Source organism: Saccharothrix longispora (genome assembly GCF_031455225.1).
GTDB lineage: Bacteria > Actinomycetota > Actinomycetes > Mycobacteriales > Pseudonocardiaceae > Actinosynnema > Actinosynnema longispora.
This window is the reverse complement of sequence record NZ_JAVDSG010000001.1, coordinates 4,015,223-4,030,419: the sequence shown is the minus strand read 5'-3', so window position 1 is coordinate 4,030,419 and position 15,197 is coordinate 4,015,223. Positions and strand designations below refer to the sequence as shown.

The 15,197-nt window shown below is 75.8% G+C and carries 18 protein-coding genes; 15 read left to right on the top strand and 3 right to left on the bottom strand.

Annotation, left to right across the window (positions count from 1 at the left end; translation table 11 throughout):
* Positions 1 to 83: 83 nt before the first annotated feature.
* Positions 84 to 524, bottom strand: coding sequence for an SRPBCC family protein (locus J2S66_RS15955; protein ID WP_310307866.1), 441 nt, complete (start codon positions 522 to 524; stop codon positions 84 to 86).
* Positions 525 to 820: 296 nt separating this feature from the next.
* Here J2S66_RS15955 and J2S66_RS15950 point away from each other — a divergent pair, with 296 nt between their 5' ends.
* From J2S66_RS15950 to J2S66_RS15930, 5 genes are all read left to right on the top strand, one after another.
* Entirely contained in the window at positions 821 to 1,687 is an 867-nt protein-coding gene (locus tag J2S66_RS15950; RefSeq protein ID WP_310307864.1) for an oxidoreductase, read from the top strand.
* A gap of 162 nt (positions 1,688 to 1,849) precedes the next feature.
* Positions 1,850 to 2,848, top strand: a complete 999-nt coding sequence (locus J2S66_RS15945) for a dioxygenase family protein (protein WP_310307863.1) — start codon at positions 1,850 to 1,852, stop codon at positions 2,846 to 2,848.
* A 67-nt stretch (positions 2,849 to 2,915) separates the two neighbouring features.
* Positions 2,916 to 3,764, top strand: coding sequence for an SDR family oxidoreductase (locus J2S66_RS15940; RefSeq protein ID WP_310307862.1), 849 nt, complete (start codon positions 2,916 to 2,918; stop codon positions 3,762 to 3,764).
* 83 nt (positions 3,765 to 3,847) lie between these two features.
* Entirely contained in the window at positions 3,848 to 4,222 is a 375-nt protein-coding gene (locus tag J2S66_RS15935; protein ID WP_310307861.1) for an SRPBCC family protein, read from the top strand.
* Positions 4,223 to 4,477: 255 nt separating this feature from the next.
* The gene (locus J2S66_RS15930) at positions 4,478 to 6,280 is read left to right on the top strand and encodes an MSCRAMM family protein (RefSeq protein ID WP_310307860.1); all 1,803 of its coding nucleotides are present in this window, start codon (positions 4,478 to 4,480) and stop codon (positions 6,278 to 6,280) included.
* A gap of 43 nt (positions 6,281 to 6,323) precedes the next feature.
* Here J2S66_RS15930 and J2S66_RS15925 read toward each other — a convergent pair whose 3' ends face one another.
* Both J2S66_RS15925 and J2S66_RS15920 read right to left on the bottom strand, forming a co-directional pair.
* A complete protein-coding gene (locus tag J2S66_RS15925) occupies positions 6,324 to 6,956 on the bottom strand; it encodes an MBL fold metallo-hydrolase (RefSeq protein ID WP_374726198.1) in 633 nt (210 codons plus the stop codon).
* Entirely contained in the window at positions 6,953 to 8,038 is a 1,086-nt protein-coding gene (locus tag J2S66_RS15920; RefSeq protein WP_310307858.1) for an S-(hydroxymethyl)mycothiol dehydrogenase, read from the bottom strand. The genes J2S66_RS15925 and J2S66_RS15920 overlap by 4 nt, the downstream gene beginning before the upstream one ends.
* A gap of 269 nt (positions 8,039 to 8,307) precedes the next feature.
* Between J2S66_RS15920 and J2S66_RS15915 the strand changes: the two genes are divergently transcribed.
* Genes J2S66_RS15915 through J2S66_RS15870 form a run of 10 tightly spaced genes read left to right on the top strand, consistent with a single transcriptional unit; the run spans position 8,308 to position 15,022 of the window.
* Positions 8,308 to 8,583, top strand: coding sequence for a hypothetical protein (locus tag J2S66_RS15915; protein ID WP_310307857.1), 276 nt, complete (start codon positions 8,308 to 8,310; stop codon positions 8,581 to 8,583).
* 41 nt (positions 8,584 to 8,624) lie between these two features.
* Positions 8,625 to 8,984, top strand: a complete 360-nt coding sequence (locus J2S66_RS15910; RefSeq protein ID WP_306744857.1) for an antibiotic biosynthesis monooxygenase family protein — start codon at positions 8,625 to 8,627, stop codon at positions 8,982 to 8,984.
* The gene (locus tag J2S66_RS15905; protein ID WP_310307854.1) at positions 8,981 to 9,622 is read left to right on the top strand and encodes a SchA/CurD-like domain-containing protein; all 642 of its coding nucleotides are present in this window, start codon (positions 8,981 to 8,983) and stop codon (positions 9,620 to 9,622) included. The genes J2S66_RS15910 and J2S66_RS15905 overlap by 4 nt, the downstream gene beginning before the upstream one ends.
* The gene (locus tag J2S66_RS15900; RefSeq protein ID WP_310307853.1) at positions 9,619 to 10,008 is read left to right on the top strand and encodes a cupin domain-containing protein; all 390 of its coding nucleotides are present in this window, start codon (positions 9,619 to 9,621) and stop codon (positions 10,006 to 10,008) included. The genes J2S66_RS15905 and J2S66_RS15900 overlap by 4 nt, the downstream gene beginning before the upstream one ends.
* Entirely contained in the window at positions 10,005 to 11,273 is a 1,269-nt protein-coding gene (locus J2S66_RS15895; protein ID WP_310307852.1) for a beta-ketoacyl-[acyl-carrier-protein] synthase family protein, read from the top strand. Before J2S66_RS15900 ends, J2S66_RS15895 begins: the two co-directional genes overlap by 4 nt.
* Positions 11,270 to 12,496 carry a beta-ketoacyl synthase N-terminal-like domain-containing protein gene (locus J2S66_RS15890; RefSeq protein WP_310307851.1) on the top strand — a complete coding sequence of 409 codons (1,227 nt, stop codon included), beginning with the start codon at positions 11,270 to 11,272 and terminating at the stop codon, positions 12,494 to 12,496. Before J2S66_RS15895 ends, J2S66_RS15890 begins: the two co-directional genes overlap by 4 nt.
* A gap of 1 nt (position 12,497) precedes the next feature.
* Complete coding sequence (locus tag J2S66_RS15885; RefSeq protein ID WP_306744852.1) at positions 12,498 to 12,740, top strand: phosphopantetheine-binding protein; 243 nt, start codon at positions 12,498 to 12,500, stop codon at positions 12,738 to 12,740.
* Between the two features lie 2 nt (positions 12,741 to 12,742).
* The gene (locus J2S66_RS15880) at positions 12,743 to 13,201 is read left to right on the top strand and encodes an SRPBCC family protein (protein WP_310307849.1); all 459 of its coding nucleotides are present in this window, start codon (positions 12,743 to 12,745) and stop codon (positions 13,199 to 13,201) included.
* Positions 13,186 to 13,515: a TcmI family type II polyketide cyclase gene (locus J2S66_RS15875; RefSeq protein ID WP_310307848.1), complete on the top strand. Its 330-nt coding sequence runs from the start codon at positions 13,186 to 13,188 to the stop codon at positions 13,513 to 13,515. The genes J2S66_RS15880 and J2S66_RS15875 overlap by 16 nt, the downstream gene beginning before the upstream one ends.
* Positions 13,508 to 15,022: an FAD-dependent monooxygenase gene (locus J2S66_RS15870; RefSeq protein WP_310307847.1), complete on the top strand. Its 1,515-nt coding sequence runs from the start codon at positions 13,508 to 13,510 to the stop codon at positions 15,020 to 15,022. Before J2S66_RS15875 ends, J2S66_RS15870 begins: the two co-directional genes overlap by 8 nt.
* Positions 15,023 to 15,197: the final 175 nt, after the last annotated feature.

The window sequence follows — 15,197 nt, the reverse complement described above, 5'->3', positions numbered from 1 at the left end:
TGGCCCCGGACCCCGTCGACCGGCGCGCCCGGCGGAGGCCGCCGGGCTGGTCGCGGGGAGCGCGGACGGCCCCTGCGGGCGCCCTACGCCGGCACCGGTCGGGAACGCTCCCCGACGAGCCCGTTCGCCCGGGCGGCCAGCGCGTCGAGCGCCCGCACGAGCCAGTCGTCCAACCGGGGCGCGGGCAGACCCGCCGGACCGGTCAGGCAGGCGCTCACGGCGCAGCGGCCGGGGCTGAGCCGCAGCACCCGCAGCACACCGGTGCAGGCGGGGGAGACCGGGTCGCCCCACGTCACGGACAGGTTCGCCCAGTCGACCGCGAGCCGCCGCTCAACGATCCCGCCGCGCACCCACAGCCGGACGACGTGGGCGCCGCAGCGCTCCACCTCGACGCCCTCGGGCAGCCAGGACGACAGGTGCTCCAGGTCGGTGACGACGTCGAACACCGCCTCGGCGTCCGCGGGCACCGACCTGGTGCGCTCCGCCCGGGGCACGGGTGCCGCGTGTGCTCGCTCGGTGTTCACGGTCCTCCAGGTGGGTGGTTCGACGGTGTTCGCCGCCCATCCTGCGGGACACCGCCGTCCGCGCACCTGACGACTGCCTGACGATCGGGCCTCACCCCGGACGACGGGGCCGATCTCGCGCAGGTGCTCCTCGACCCGGGTGCGCTGCGCGGCCGGCGGCCGGGTGACGCCGCGGCCCGGCGCGGTCAGCTCGTGCCCGACGTGCGGCGGCACGCCGGGGTGGCGACCTCGCCGCGCCGCACCCGGTGCACAGTGGACACCGCTCGCCGCGGACGCGGACGAGCAGGAAGGGAGCGATGGCACCCCACGATCTGCCCGGAGGCGTCTACCGGGTCGGCGACCTCGACCTGACCAGGGTCGGCTACGGCGCCATGCAGCTGGCCGGTCCCGGCGTGTTCGGGCCACCGGAGGACCGCGACGCCGCGGTCGCGGTGCTGCGCACCGCCGTCGACCTGGGCATCCGGCACATCGACACGGCCGACTTCTACGGGCCGCACGTCACCAACGAGATCATCCGGGAGGCGCTGCACCCCTACCCGGACGACCTGCACGTCGTCACGAAGGTCGGCGCCCGCCGCGACGAGCGGGGCGGGTGGCCGCACGCCCGCACGCCCGACGAGCTGCGCGACCAGGTCCACGACAACCTCAGGCGGCTCGGGCTCGACGTGCTCGACGTCGTGAACCTGCGGGTCGGCGGCCTCGAAGCGCCCGAACCCGGCTCGATCGCCGAGCAGTTCGGCGCGCTCGCCGAGCTGCGGGAGCAGGGCCTGATCCGGCACCTGGGCCTGAGCACCGTCAACGCCGAGCAGCTCGCCGAGGCGCGGGGGATCGCGCCCGTCGTGTGCGTGCAGAACCTCTACAACATCGCCCGGCGCGAGGACGACGCCCTGGTGGACCTCACCGCCCGGCAGGGCATCGCGTACGTCCCGTACTTCCCGCTGGGCGGCTTCACGCCGCTCCAGTCCGACGCCCTGGGCGCGGTGGCGGAGCGGCTCGGCCGGACGCCGATGGCCGTCGCGCTGGCCTGGCTGCTCCGGCGCTCGCCGAACGTGCTGCTGATCCCGGGCACGTCGTCGGTCGAGCACCTGCGGGAGAACGTCGCCGCCGCCGCGCTCGACCTGCCCGCCGACGCGGTCGCCGAACTCGACGCGATCGGCGGCTGACGCGGGGTGGGGCGCGTCCCGGACGTGCCCCACCGCCCGTGTCCACACCGGACGGTTCGCCGAACGGCCGGGTGTGACCGGATCGTGTGACCGCGGGCGGATGGGCGTGCGGCTTCCGGGTGACCCCCCTAGCGTGGCCGGGACCGCACCGCTGGAGGGCACATGAGCAGGGCGCACGACGAGGCGTTCTCCTACGAGGGGCGCCCGCTGCCGCGCCCCGGCGAGGAACTGGTCGACCAGGGCCTCGGGTTCGACCTCGGCACCGTGATGAGCCGGCGGCTGACCCTGCGGGCCCTCGGCCTGGGCGCCGCCGCGGTGGGGCTGGCCGCGTGCTCCGGCGGGTCGGGCGGCTCCGGCGCGTCGACGGCCGCGTCCACCTCGACCGCGACGTCGACCGCGCAGCTGCTCCAGGAGATCCCCGACGAGACGGCCGGGCCGTACCCCGGCGACGGCTCCAACGGGCCGGACGTGCTCGACCGCGACGGTGTGGTGCGCAGCGACATCAGGTCCAGCTTCGGCGGTCCGACCGGGAAGGCCGAAGGCGTGCCGATGACCCTCGACCTGGTGGTCAGCGACCTGGCCGACGGCGGCGCGCCGTTCGAGGGCGCCGCCGTCTACGTGTGGCACTGCACGCGGGAGGGCGGCTACTCGCTCTACAGCCAGGGCATCGAGGGCGAGAACTACCTGCGCGGGGTGCAGATCGCCGACAGCTCCGGGAAGGTGAGCTTCACCAGCATCTTCCCCGCGTGCTACTCCGGGCGTTGGCCGCACGTCCACTTCGAGGTCTACCCCGACCGGGCGAGCATCACCGACGTGGCCGAGGTCATCGCCACCTCGCAGGTCGCACTGCCCGCGGACGCCTGCGGGGAGGTGTACGCGGAGAGCGGCTACGAGGGGTCGGCGGACAACCTGGCGAAGGTCACGCTGGACGGCGACAACGTGTTCGGCGACGACGGCGGCGTCACGCAGCTGGCCACCGTGACCGGTGACGTGTCGAACGGCTACCAGGTCACGCTCGCGGTCGGCGTCGACACCACGACGACCCCGACGGGCGGCGGGACCCGACCGGGCAGCGACGGGCAGCCGTCCGGCGCACCGCCGTCCGGGACACCCTCCGGCACTCCGTCCGGGGCCCCGTCCGGCACGCCGACGTCGCGGTAGCGGGCGAGCGGGTGGCGCGGCCGTGGGCGATGCTGTGCGGCGTGAGCACCGAGGACGGGAGCCGCCCATGACCGACCGCCCCACGATCGTCGTCACCGGGGCCACCGGCCGGCTGGGCGGTCGCGTCGCCCGACGCCTCGCCGACGCGGGCCTGCCGCAGACCCTGCTGGTGCGCGACCCCGCCCGCGCCCCCGGGCTGTCCGGCGCACGCGTGCTGCGCGCCGCGTTCACCGACCGGGACGCCGTCCGCGACGCCCTGCGCGGCAGTGACGTCGTCCTCATGGTCTCGGCCTCGGAAACCCCCGACCGGGTGGAACAACACCGCACGTTCGTGGACGCCGCGGTCGACGCCGGGGTCGGGCACCTCGTCTACACCTCGTTCTGCGGAGCGGCCCCGGACGCCGCGTTCACGCTCGCCCGCGACCACTGGGCCACCGAGCGGCACATCCGGGCGAGCGGCCTCGCCTTCACGTTCCTGCGTGACAACCTGTACGCCGACTTCACGCCCGGCCTCGTCGGCGACGACGGCGTCATCCGCGGCCCGGCGGGTGACGGACGGGCCGCGGTGGTCGCCCAGGACGACATCGCCGACGCCGCCACCACCGTGCTCACCGACCCCGCCCGCCACGCGGGCGCGACCTACGACCTCACCGGGCCGGAGGCGCTCACCCTCGCCGAGGTCGCCGAGGTGCTGTCCCGCGCCACCGGGCGCGAGGTCGTCTACCGCCCCGAGACCGTGGAGGAGGCGTACCGGTCGCGCGCCCACCACGGCGCACCCGACTGGCAGCTCGACGCGTGGGTGTCCACCTACACGGCCATCGGGCGCGGCGAGCTGGCCGCCGTCACCGACCACGTGCCCCGCCTCACCGGGCGTCCCGCCACCCCGTTGGCCGACGTCGTGCGCGCGACCGGCTGACCGGTCCACCCGGGACGTCCGCCGACGACGCCCGGAGGGGGCGCCGACCGGCGCAGGCCCGCGTTCCCGGCGACGATGGGGGAGTGGAAGCCAGGACGCGCGCACCCGGCCGGGCGCCGGCGGCGGTGGTGTGGGAGCGCTACGCCGAGCCGGCGCGGTGGCCCGGGTGGGCGCCGCAGATCACCGGGGTCGAGGCGTCGGCGCGGCGGATCGCCCCCGGCGTCACCGGACGCGTGCGGGGCCCGCTGGGCGTGCGGGTCGCGTTCACCGTGACCGAGGTGGACCCGACGGCCCGGACGTGGGCGTGGGACGCCCGGCTCGGACCCGTCCGGCTGCGGCTGCGCCACGGCGTCGAACCGGACGGGGCGACGTGGCTGGTGGTGCGCGGCCCGGCACCGGTGGTCGTGGCCTACCTGCCGATCGCCCGCCTCGCCCTGCGCTCGCTCACGCGCCGCTAGGGCCGCTCACGTGATCGGGGCCTCCCGTCCCGGCGACGACGGGGAGGCGGGGCGGTCGGCCCCCGCGTGACGCCGATCGACACCGCACCCCGCGGTTGGGGACCACGGCGGGCGGTGGCGGGACAAAGGCAGTGACAAAACCGACCCGCGATCAGTACATTCCGCGTCGAATCGCGTGGTCGGCGCGGTGCGGGGGCATCACACGGGGGCACGTTCGCCTTCTCCTCGCGCGCCCGCACGCCAACAGGAGGAAGAATGAGACGTCGTCTTGCGGCGTTGGTCGCGGCGTGCGCGCTGCTCGTGCCGTTCACGGGCACGGCGAGCGCCGACTCGCTGCTGTCCGAGGGCATCGTCACGGCCCGGTTCACCGGCCAGCCGGTGCCCGGCGCGTGCGTCACCGCCTTCGACGCGAACCAGGTCCAGGTGGCCCAGGCCTGCGCCGACGAGAGCGGCCGGTACTCGCTGAGCGTCCCGACGGGTTCGTGGGGGCCGTTCAAGCTGCGCACCACCGGCGAGGGGTACGCGGACACCTGGTACGCCCGCCACTCCGCCGCGGACGCGCGCGACTTCGCCTCGGCGGACCCCGTCTACACCGGCAACCCCCGGCACGAGCTCGGGCTGCGCCCGCCCGGCATCGGAGTGCTGCGCGGGACGCTGACCACCTCGGCCGGCGCGCCGATCGCGAACGCGACGGTCGCGATCGTCGACGTCGACGGCAACCGCTGGGGACCGTCGACCGGCACCGCGGGCGACGGGACCTACCGGTTCACCGGCCTGTGGCCCGGCCACTACAAGATCCAGTTCCGCACGCCCTACGACGGCGAGCAGTGGTACCACCGGCAGGAGTCCATCGCGGACGCCGAGGCCGTCGTGGTGGCCGGTGACGTCGAGACCTCGGTGGACGAGCAGACCTTCCCGCCCGGCACGGTCGACCTGACCGTGGTGGACGAGGTGTCCGGCGCGCCGGTCCGCAGCTTCTGCGTCTTCACGCCGGGCGTGGGCGCCGACCGGCCGTGCACCACCGACGGGCGGATCGCCTACCAGCTCAAGCGCGGCACGTACACGCTCCACATCGCGCCGGACAAGACCCACTTCGGGGTCGACCACGGCGGTGTCGTGGTCCGCTCCGGCGAGACCACGCCGGTGGTCGCCCAGGCGAAGCCGGGGGTCGCGATCCGCACCACCGTCCGCGACGCCCGCACCGGCGCGCCCGTGGCCGGCACCTGCGTGGAGCCGATCGACGTCGGCGCGCACGGCGTGTCCGGCGAGCGGGCGGCCGAGTGGTGCAGCGACGCGTCCGGTGTCGTGGCGCTCGGCCCGCTGACGCCGGCGGCCTACCGGCTGCTGGCCCGCCCCGCCGCCCCGCACGGCCTCCAGTGGGTCGGGTGGCTCGGTGGCACCGGGGACCAGCGCCTGGCGCGCCGGGTCGACGCCACGCCGGGTCGGTGGACGGACCTGCCGCCGATCCGCCTCGACCGCGCCGGCACAGTCACCGGGGTGGTGACGGACCGGGTCACCGGGGCCGGCGTCGCGGAGGTGTGCGTCTTCCCGTTCGCCGCGCCGGGCGCCTACGGCGAGACGTGCACCGACCAGGCCGGCGCCTACCGGCTCACCGGCCTCGGCCCGTACCGCTGGCCGCTGGAGTTCGCGCACCGGCCGGGCGAGTACGCCTGGCAGTGGTCGGGCGGTGCGGCGGACCGCTTCGCCGCGACCCCCGTCCGGGTGCGCGCCGAGCGCGAGGTCGCGCACGACGAGTCCCTCGTGGTGGGCGGCAGCGTGAGCGGCACGACGGCCGTGGACGGCGACGAGTACGCCTGGGTGCACGTCATGGCGGTGAACGCCCGGACCGGTGACGTCGCCGGCGCCGGGGACACCAACTACGGGAACGGCTACGTGGTCCGCGGCCTGGGCACCCAGGAGGTCAAGCTCCGCTTCCGCGCCGTCGAGCGGGAGCCCCGGGAGGTCTGGTACCGGGACGCCGCGTCCTTCGGCGCCGCGACCCCGGTCGCGGTCACGGCGGGCGCGGACGTGCCGGGCGTCGAGCAGCACATCGGGTAGCGGCGTGCGGGCGGGTCACCGGGAGGTGGCCCGCCCGCACCCGTCAGCCGGCGGCCCGGGCGATCCAGTCGGCGCGGTGGGGGGCTTCGGCGCCGATGGTGGTGTCGTCGCCGTGGCCGGTGTGCACGACGGTGTCCGGTGGCAGGGTGAGCAGCCGGTCGGTGATCGACTCGATGATGGTGTCGAAGTCGGAGTAGGAGCGGCCGGTGGCGCCGGGGCCGCCGTGGAACAGGGTGTCGCCGGTGAACACCGCGTTCAGGTCGGGGGCGTGGAAGCAGACCGCGCCGGGGGCGTGGCCGGGGGTGTGCAGGACGTGCAGCGCGGTGCCCGCGACCTCGATGACCTGGCCGTCGGCGAGTTCGCCGCCGGGGTCGGTGTCGGGGTGCGTGAGCCGCCACACGACCAGGTCGTCGGGGTGCAGCAGCACGGGCGCGCCGGTGCGCCGCGACAGTTCCGGCGCGACGCGGACGTGGTCGTCGTGGGCGTGCGTGGCCAGGATGGCCTTGACCTCGCGGTCGCCCACCACCCGCATGATCCTGTCCACGTCGTGCGGGGCGTCGACGACGACGCACTCGGTGTCGTCGCCGATCACCCAGACGTTGTTGTCGACGTCGAAGGTCTGCCCGTCCAGGCTGAACGTGCCCCGCGTGGTGGTGTGGTCGACGCGGGCCATCAGAAGACCACCACGGAGCGCAGGACGTCGCCGTGGTGCATCTTGGCGAAGGCCTCCTCGACCTGGTCGAGGGCGATGGTCTCGGTGACGAAGGCGTCGAGGTCGAGGCGGCCCTGCCGGTGCAGGTCGATCATGTAGGGGAAATCGCGGGTGGGCAGGCAGTCGCCGTACCAGGAGGACTTCAGGGAGCCGCCGCGGGAGAACAGGTCGATCAGCGGCATCTCCAGCCGCATCTCCGGGGTGGGCACGCCGACCAGCACGACGGTGCCCGCGAGGTCGCGGGCGTAGAACGCCTGCTTCCAGGTCTCGGGCCGGCCGACGGCGTCGATCACGACGTCCGCGCCGAACCCGCCGGTCAGCTCGCGGACCCGCTCGACGACGTCCTCGTCCTTGGCGTCGACGGTGTGGGTGGCGCCCAGGCCGGTGGCCTGCTCCAGCTTCCGCGGGTCGAGGTCGACGGCGATGATCGTGGTCGCGCCCGCGACCCGCGCGCCGGCGACGGCCGCCGCGCCGACGCCGCCGCAGCCGATGACGGCGACGGAGTCGCCGCGGCCGACGTTGCCGGTGTTGACCGCCGCGCCGAAGCCGGCCATGACGCCGCAGCCGAGCAGGCCGGCGGCGGCGGGGGAGGCCTGCGGGTCGACCTTGGTGCACTGGCCGGCGTGCACGAGGGTCTTCTCGGCGAACGCGCCGATGCCCAGCGCGGGGGACAGCGGGGTGCCGTCGGCCAGCGTCATCGGCTGCGAGGCGTTGTGGGTGTCGAAGCAGTACCAGGGCCGGCCGCGCAGGCAGGCGCGGCACTTGCCGCACACCGCGCGCCAGTTGAGGATCACGAAGTCGCCGGGCGCGACGTCGGTGACGCCGTCGCCGACTGCTTCGACGATCCCGGCGGCCTCGTGGCCGAGCAGGAACGGGAACTCGTCGTTGATCCCGCCCTCCCGGTAGTGCAGATCGGTGTGGCACACGCCGCACGCCTGCACCTTCACCACGGCCTCGCCCGGACCGGGGTCGGGGACCACGACGTCCACCACCTCGACCGGAGCGCCCTTGCCCCGTGCGACCACACCGCGAACCGTCTGAGCCACGTAGATCCTCCTCGATGCCCGCTGTCGGGTCCAGTTCTATGCCACGAAGGCCGGATCGCGAAACCACCCCCGCCCGGCCGGCCACCTTCGCTCCACAGTGGAGTGGCCGAGACGACCGCCCGGCACGCCACGACACGAAGTGCGACAAGCGGTGTACCCGGGCGGGTGATCCGAGTGCACCTGGTGGTGCCCCGGTGGACAGGCCGGGATCGGAGCCGGACCGTGGGGAACCCCTGCACGACCTGACGCCTCCCGAGGAGCGACCACCGATGTCGAGCACCCTCCGCGCCGCCGCGCTCACCCTCGCGGTCCTCGCCGCGCCCCTCGTGGCCGCCGCACCCGCGTCCGCCGATCCCGGCATCTGCATCGACCACGTCATGGAGCAGGGCGTCGAGGCGACCGACGCGGTGCTGTACGCCTGCAAGATCGCCAAGAGCGGTCTTCCGGGGGACGTCCGGCGGTGCCGCAACATCCTCCAGGCCGAGGGCGTGCCTCCCGCGGAGGCCCGCCACGCGTGCCGCATCGCGTCCTACCCCGAGGACTAGCGCCGGCCGCCGCCCGCACCCCCGAGCCCACAGGAGCAGGGATGGACCCGACCCCGGAGTTCCCGACCACCGACCACCTGCGGGTGATCTTCCGGCTGCGCGCCGAACCGGGCGCCGGCCCGCGGCTCCGCGACGCCTACGAGCGCATCCGCCACGAGGTCGCCCGGGTCGAGGGCTACCTCGGCGACCAGCTGTGCCAGTCCGCGCACGACCCGGACGAGTGGGTCATCACCAGCGAGTGGGCGAGCCCGCAGCACTTCGCCACCTGGGAGGCGACCGCCGGGCACCGCGCCCTCGCCGCTCCGCTGATGGCGTGCGTGACCGATCGCGAATCGCGGCGCTACCTCGTGCGGGCGACGACCCGCGCGCCGCAACGACAGGAAGTGGGAGGCACGCCGTGAACCGCTACGCCTTGACGTTCGCCGTGCGGCCGGGGTCCGAGGCCGCCGTGGCCGAGATCCTCTCCGGCTACCACCGGCCACCGCCCGGCGCGTCGGGCGGCGGCGCGTCGGGCGGCGGTCCGCCGCGCGCCCTGCTCGACCGCACCTCGGTGTTCATGGCCGGACCGACCGTCGTGCGGGTCGTGGACATCACCTGCCCGCCCGCCGAGGCGATCCGCCACCTGGCCGGCCGGCCGCAGATCCGGGCCGTGGAGGAGCGCCTGCGACCGCACCTGCTCGAACCGCGCGACCTGGCCGACGAGGACGACCGCCGCCGCTTCCTGGCCACCTCCGTGATGCGGGTGACCGGGCGGCGCGGCACGGCCGAGCGCGGGGCGCCCCGGACCGCCGCGCTCTACCGGACGCTGCCGGGACGCGGCCGCGAGGTGGCCGGGCTGCTCGCCGCCGAGGCGCCCCTCGACGGTGCCGTCACCGTGTTCCGCCGCCACGACCTCGTCGTGCACCTCACCGAGTCCGCGGCGCCGGGCCACGCGCCCGGCTCGCCGCCGGTGCCGCTGGCGGGCCTGCTCGCGCCGCTCGTGCGGCTCGCGCGGCCGATGACCCTGGTGACCGACCGAGTGGTGGAGGTGGCGGCGTGACCGGGCAGCTGCACCGGGCGGTGAGCCCGGCCGACGTCCCGCCCCTGCTGCACCGCGGCGGTGACGTGCGCGTCCTGCTCGGCCCGAAGACCGTGGGCTCGACCAGCGGCTTCCTCGGCGTGCTGGCGCTGGCGCCCGGCGAGCGGGTCACCGAGCACTACCACCCGTACTCCGACGAGTACCTCTACGTGGTGGCGGGCGAGGTCGAACTGGACCTCGACGGAGTCCCGCACCGGCTGACCGCCGACCAGGCGATGCTGGTGCCGCTCGGCGTCCGGCACCGGGTCCGCAACACCTCCGCCGCGCCCGCGCGGCTGGTGTTCCACCTGTGCCCGCTCGCGCCCCGGCCCGAACTGGGGCACGTGGACACGGAGCCGACGCCGTGACCCGCCGGGTGGCGGTGACCGGCATCGGGGTGGTGGCACCCGGCGGCACCGGCACGAAGGCGTTCTGGGAGCTGCTGACCGCGGGCCGCACCGCCACCCGCACGATCTCGCTGTTCGACGCGACGGGCTTCCGGTCGCGGGTGGCCGCCGAGTGCGACTTCGACCCCGCCGAGGCCGGGTTGACGGCGGCCGAGGTCGCCCGGATGGACCGCTACGTCCAGTTCGCCGCGGTGGCCGCCGCGGAGGCGTGGGCCCAGGCCGAGCTGGAGGTGGCCGACCCGTGGCGGGTGGGCGTGTCCATGGGCTCGGCCGTCGGCGGCACGACCCTGCTGGAGCGCGACTACGTGGCGACCTCCGACCGGGGTGCGCGCTGGCTGGTCGACCCGGCGGCGGCCTCCCCGTTCCTGCACCTCGCCCTCTCGCCCGCGACGCTCGCCACCGAGGTGGCCGACCGGGTCGGCGCACGAGGACCGGTGCGCGCCGTCTCCACCGGCTGCACCGCCGGCCTGGACGCGGTCGGCCACGCGGCGCGGCTCGTCGAGGAAGGCGTGGTGGACGTGGTGCTCGCGGGCGGGGCGGAGTCGCCGATCTCGCCGATCGCGGTGTCCTGCTTCGACGCCATCCGGGCCACCACCGCCCGCAACGACGACCCGGGGCACGCCGCCCGGCCGTTCGACCTGGACCGCGACGGGTTCGTGCTCGGTGAGGGCGCCGCCGTGCTGGTGCTGGAGGAGCGCGAGCACGCACTCCGGCGCGGCGCCGTGGTGCTCGCCGAGGTCGCGGGCTTCGCGACCCTGAGCAACGCCTTCCACATGACCGGCCTGCGGCCCGACGGCGTGGAGATGGCCGAGGCCGCGCGGCGCGCGCTCGACCAGGCCCGCGTCGCGCCCTCCGATGTCGACTACGTCAACGCGCACGGCTCCGGCACGAAGCAGAACGACCGGCACGAGACGGCCGCGTTCAAGCGGGTCCTCGGCGAGCACGCCCGCACCACGCCGGTCAGCTCGGTGAAGTCCATGGTCGGCCACTCGCTGGGCGCGATCGGCTCGATCGAGCTGGCCGCGTGCGTGCTCGCCATGACCGACGGGGTCGTGCCGCCCACGGCCAACCTCGACACCCCCGACCCCGAGTGCGATCTGGACTACGTGCCGCACACCGCCCGCGAACGCGACCTGCGCGCCGTGCTGTCGGTGGGCAGCGGGTTCGGGGGCTTCCAGTCGGCGGTCGTGCTGACCCGGCCGTCGACGGCCCGGGAGGGGTCGTGAGCGCCGCCGTCGTGACCGGCGTCGGCGTGGTCGCCCCCAGCGGCGTCGGCGCGGACTTCTGGCCCGCCGTGCGGGAGGGGCGCCGGGCACTGGGGCCGCTGCGCCACTGGGAGCCCAACCCGTACCCGGTGCGCGTGGCCGGCGAGGTCGACGGGTTCGGGCCGGACGGGTGGGTCGACCCGCGCGTCGCCGTGCAGACCGACCGGTTCACGCACTTCGCGCTCGCCGCCGCGGACCTGGCGCTGCGCGACGCCGCCCTCGACCCGGCCACCGTGCCCGACTACGCGTTCGGCGTGGTGACCGCGAGCTACTCGGGTGGCGTCGAGTTCGGCCAGCGCGAGATCGAGGCCCTGTGGCGGCGCGGCCCCGCGCACGTCGGCCCCTACCAGTCCATCGCCTGGTTCTACGCCGCGAGCACCGGGCAGCTCTCCATCGGTCACGGCCTGCGCGGCCCGTCGTGCGTGCTGGTCGCGGACGAGGCCGGTGGCCTGGACGCGTTCGCCACCGCGCGCGGTGAGCTGGCCAGGGGCGCGCGGGCGATGCTCGCGGGCGGCGCGGAGGCGCCGTTCTGCCCCTACTCGATGTGCTGCCAGCTCGGCCTGGGCCTGCTCAGCACCGGCGAGGACCCCGGCACGGCCTACCTGCCCTACACCTCGCGCGCCGCCGGGTTCGCGCCCGGCGAGGGCGGCGCCGTGCTCGTCGTCGAGGACGCCGACGCCGCCCGGGACCGGGGCGCCACCGCACGGGCCGTCGTCGCCGGGCACGGCGCGACGTTCACCGGCCCGCGGCGCTACGAGGACTCCGCCGAGGGCCTCGCCAGGGCGGCGCGCACCGCCCTGGCCCAGGCCCGGCTCGACCCGGCGGAGGTCGACGCGGTGTTCCTCGACGCCCTGGGCGACCCGCGCGCCGACGAGGCCGAGGCGCGGGCGCTGCGCCTGCTGCTCGGCGACCGCCCCGTCCCGGTCACCGCCCCCAAGACCGGCTACGGCCGCTGCTACGCGGGCGCGGCGCCGCTCGACGTGGCGACCGCCGTCCTGGCCGTCGAGCACGGCGTCGTGCCGCCCACGCCGGGCGTGCGCGACTGGCGGTTCGACCTCGACCTGGTCACCGGCGAGGCCCGCCCGCTCGACGTCCGCACCGCGCTGGTCCTGGCCCGAGGCCTGCACGGCGGCAACTCGGCCCTGGTCCTGCGACGTCCCGAACCGACCCGAGGAGGAAATTGACGTGGACACCACCCCTTCCCCGACCGAGCTGGCGGGGCTGATCAGCCGCTGCACCGGGGTCGTCGTGACCGAGGACCGGCTCACCGACGGCAGCACCACGTTCGCGGACCTCGACGTGGACTCGCTCGGCCTGATGGGCGTGCTCGCCGAGCTCAAGCGCAACCACGGCCTGCCGGCCGACGTGGACATGACCACCCAGCAGTCGCCCCGCGAGCTGCTGACCGCACTGACCGGGAAGGCGTGACGATGGCCGGGCACACCGAGAACGAGGTCGTGGTCGACGCGCCGATGGACGTGGTGTGGGAGCGCACCAACGACGTCGAGCGCTGGCCGGAGCTGTTCAGCGAGTACGCGTCGGCGGAGGTGCTGGAGCGCGACGGGAACCGCGTGCTGTTCCGGCTCACCATGCACCCCGACCCGGACGGCAAGGTCTGGAGCTGGGTCTCCGAGCGCGTCGCCGACCCGGTCGCCCGCACGGTCACCGCGCGTCGCGTCGAGACCGGGCCGTTCGAGCACATGGACATCCGCTGGACCTACGAGCAGGTCGACGGCGGCGTGCGCATGCGGTGGGTGCAGGACTTCGCGATGAAACCGGGCGCGCCCCTCGACGACGACGCGATGGCCCGGCGCATCAACGAGAACACCCCCGTGCAGATGGCGTTGATCAAGCGGAAGGTCGAGGAGGTCGCGTGCACCGCACCCTGATCGTCGCCAGGATGCGCCCCGACGCCGCCGAGGACGTCGCACGCGTGTTCGCCGAGTCGGACAACCGCACCGACCTGGCCGGGGTGATCGGGGTGCGCGCCCGCAGCCTGTTCCGGTTCGGCGAGCTGTACCTGCACCTCATCGAGGGCGACCGGCCGCTGGCCGAGGCCGTGTCCGCGCACCGCTACCACCCGGAGTTCCGGCGGATCAGCGAGGACCTGCGGCCGTTCATCTCGCCCTTCGACCCGCAGGCGTGGCGCGAGCCCAAGGACGCGCTGGCGACCGAGTTCTACCACTGGGAGCGCGATGAGTGAGCCGGTGCGCGTTCCGGTGCTGATCGCGGGCGGCGGCGTCACCGGGCTGTCCGCGGCGGTGTTCCTCGCCCACTTCGGCGTGCCGTCCCTGCTCGCCGAACGCCGGCCCGCGCCGCTCGCCGAACCCCGGGCCCGCTCCCTGAACCCGCCCACGGTGGAGCTGTACCGGGCGGTGGGGCTGGAGCGGGCGATCCGCGCCGTCCGCTCGCCGGTGGCCGACCACACCGTGGTCGCGCACGCGGAGAGCGTGGCCGGGCCCGAGCGGGTGCGGCTGCCCGACCGGAGCACCGCGGGCGGACCCGGCCAGTGGGTGCCGATCGACCAGGACCAGCTCGAATCCGTGCTGCGCGACCACGCCGGCGGCGCGGACGTGCGGTACGGCACCGAGGTCGTCGCGGTCGAGCAGGCCGCTGACGGCGTGTTCGCGACGCTGCGCTCGGCCGCCGGCGACGTGCGGGTGCGCGCCGGGCACCTGGTCGTCGCGGACGGCGCGCGCGGCGCGCTGCGCGACCTGCTCGGCATCGGGCACAGCGGGCCCGGCACGATCGCGCGCAAGCTCAACGTCCACTTCGAAGCGGACCTCGCCGGGCCGCTGCGCGGCCGCCGGGTCGTGGCGCTCACCGTCGCCAACCCGGCCGTGCGCGGGTTCCTCACCTCGGTGGACGGCGCGCGGCGGTGGCGGTTCGCGATCTCCCTCGAACCCGGGCAGGTCGCCGCCGACTTCCCCCGGGAGCGGTGCGCCGAGCTGGTGCGGGCCGCCGTCGGCGCGGACGGGGTGCCGATCGCGGTGGAGCGCGTCGCCGACGCCACCTGGGACATCGCGGGCCGCGTCGCCGACCGGATGCGGGTGGACCGGGTGCTGGTCGCCGGGGACGCGGCGCACACCATGCCGCCGGTGGGCTCGTTCGGCGTGGCGACGGGCGTGCAGGACGCGTTCAACCTGGCCTGGAAGCTCGGCCTGGTGCACGGCGGCGTCGCGGGGGAGGAGCTGATGGCCACCTACGAGGCCGAGCGGCTGCCGGTGGCGTGGGCGACGACGAAGCTGTGCGTGGAGCGGTACCGGGTGCTCAACGGCGGTCCCGGTGACGCCGCCGGGAACGGTGCGCGGCGCGGGCGGCTGATGTTCGAGTGCGCCTACCCGGACGGGGCGTTCGTCCCCGACCCGGACCACCCCCGCTCGACCCGCGTGGCGCAGGCGTCGACCGGGGACCTGCTCGGCGGCTGGGCGCTGCTGACCGGCGCGTTCGCGCGGGGCTGGGACGACGCGGCGGCACGGGCCGTCGTGCCGGTCACCTGCCGGCCCGCGCCCGGCCCGCTGGTCGCCGAGGGGGTGCCCCCCGACGGTGCGGTGCTGCTCCGGCCGGACGGGTTCGCCGCCTGGCGGGGCACGGACCCCGGCTCGCTGCACGCCGCGCTCGACCGCGTGCTGTGCCGGGAGGTGGACGGTCGGGAGGTGGGCGCCCCGGCCGCGAGCGCCGAGGACGTGGTCGGCGCACCGGCCGGGTAGCGGCCCGGGTCGGCCCCGAGGGCGGCGCCGACCCGGGCGGCCTGGCCCGCTGCTGCCAGTCGACGGACAGCTCGCGGGCCGGGCAACCGGTCCAGGCCAGGTGACGGTGGTCGGCCCGAGCACCCCGCCGCGCCCGGGCCGGCGGCGACCACGCCCACCGCGCCCGGCCCGGCCG

What these genes read in the sequence shown, in the direction of transcription:
- J2S66_RS15950 (WP_310307864.1), top strand. Translation starts at nt 821, where the DNA reads ATGGCACCCCACGATCTGCCCGGAGGCGTCTACCGGGTCGGCGACCTC.
- J2S66_RS15910 (WP_306744857.1), top strand. Translation starts at nt 8,625, where the DNA reads ATGGACCCGACCCCGGAGTTCCCGACCACCGACCACCTGCGGGTGATC.
- J2S66_RS15945 (WP_310307863.1), top strand. Translation starts at nt 1,850, where the DNA reads ATGAGCAGGGCGCACGACGAGGCGTTCTCCTACGAGGGGCGCCCGCTG.
- J2S66_RS15930 (WP_310307860.1), top strand. Translation starts at nt 4,478, where the DNA reads ATGAGACGTCGTCTTGCGGCGTTGGTCGCGGCGTGCGCGCTGCTCGTG.
- J2S66_RS15940 (WP_310307862.1), top strand. Translation starts at nt 2,916, where the DNA reads ATGACCGACCGCCCCACGATCGTCGTCACCGGGGCCACCGGCCGGCTG.
- J2S66_RS15880 (WP_310307849.1), top strand. Translation starts at nt 12,743, where the DNA reads ATGGCCGGGCACACCGAGAACGAGGTCGTGGTCGACGCGCCGATGGAC.
- J2S66_RS15915 (WP_310307857.1), top strand. Translation starts at nt 8,308, where the DNA reads ATGTCGAGCACCCTCCGCGCCGCCGCGCTCACCCTCGCGGTCCTCGCC.
- J2S66_RS15870 (WP_310307847.1), top strand. Translation starts at nt 13,508, where the DNA reads ATGAGTGAGCCGGTGCGCGTTCCGGTGCTGATCGCGGGCGGCGGCGTC.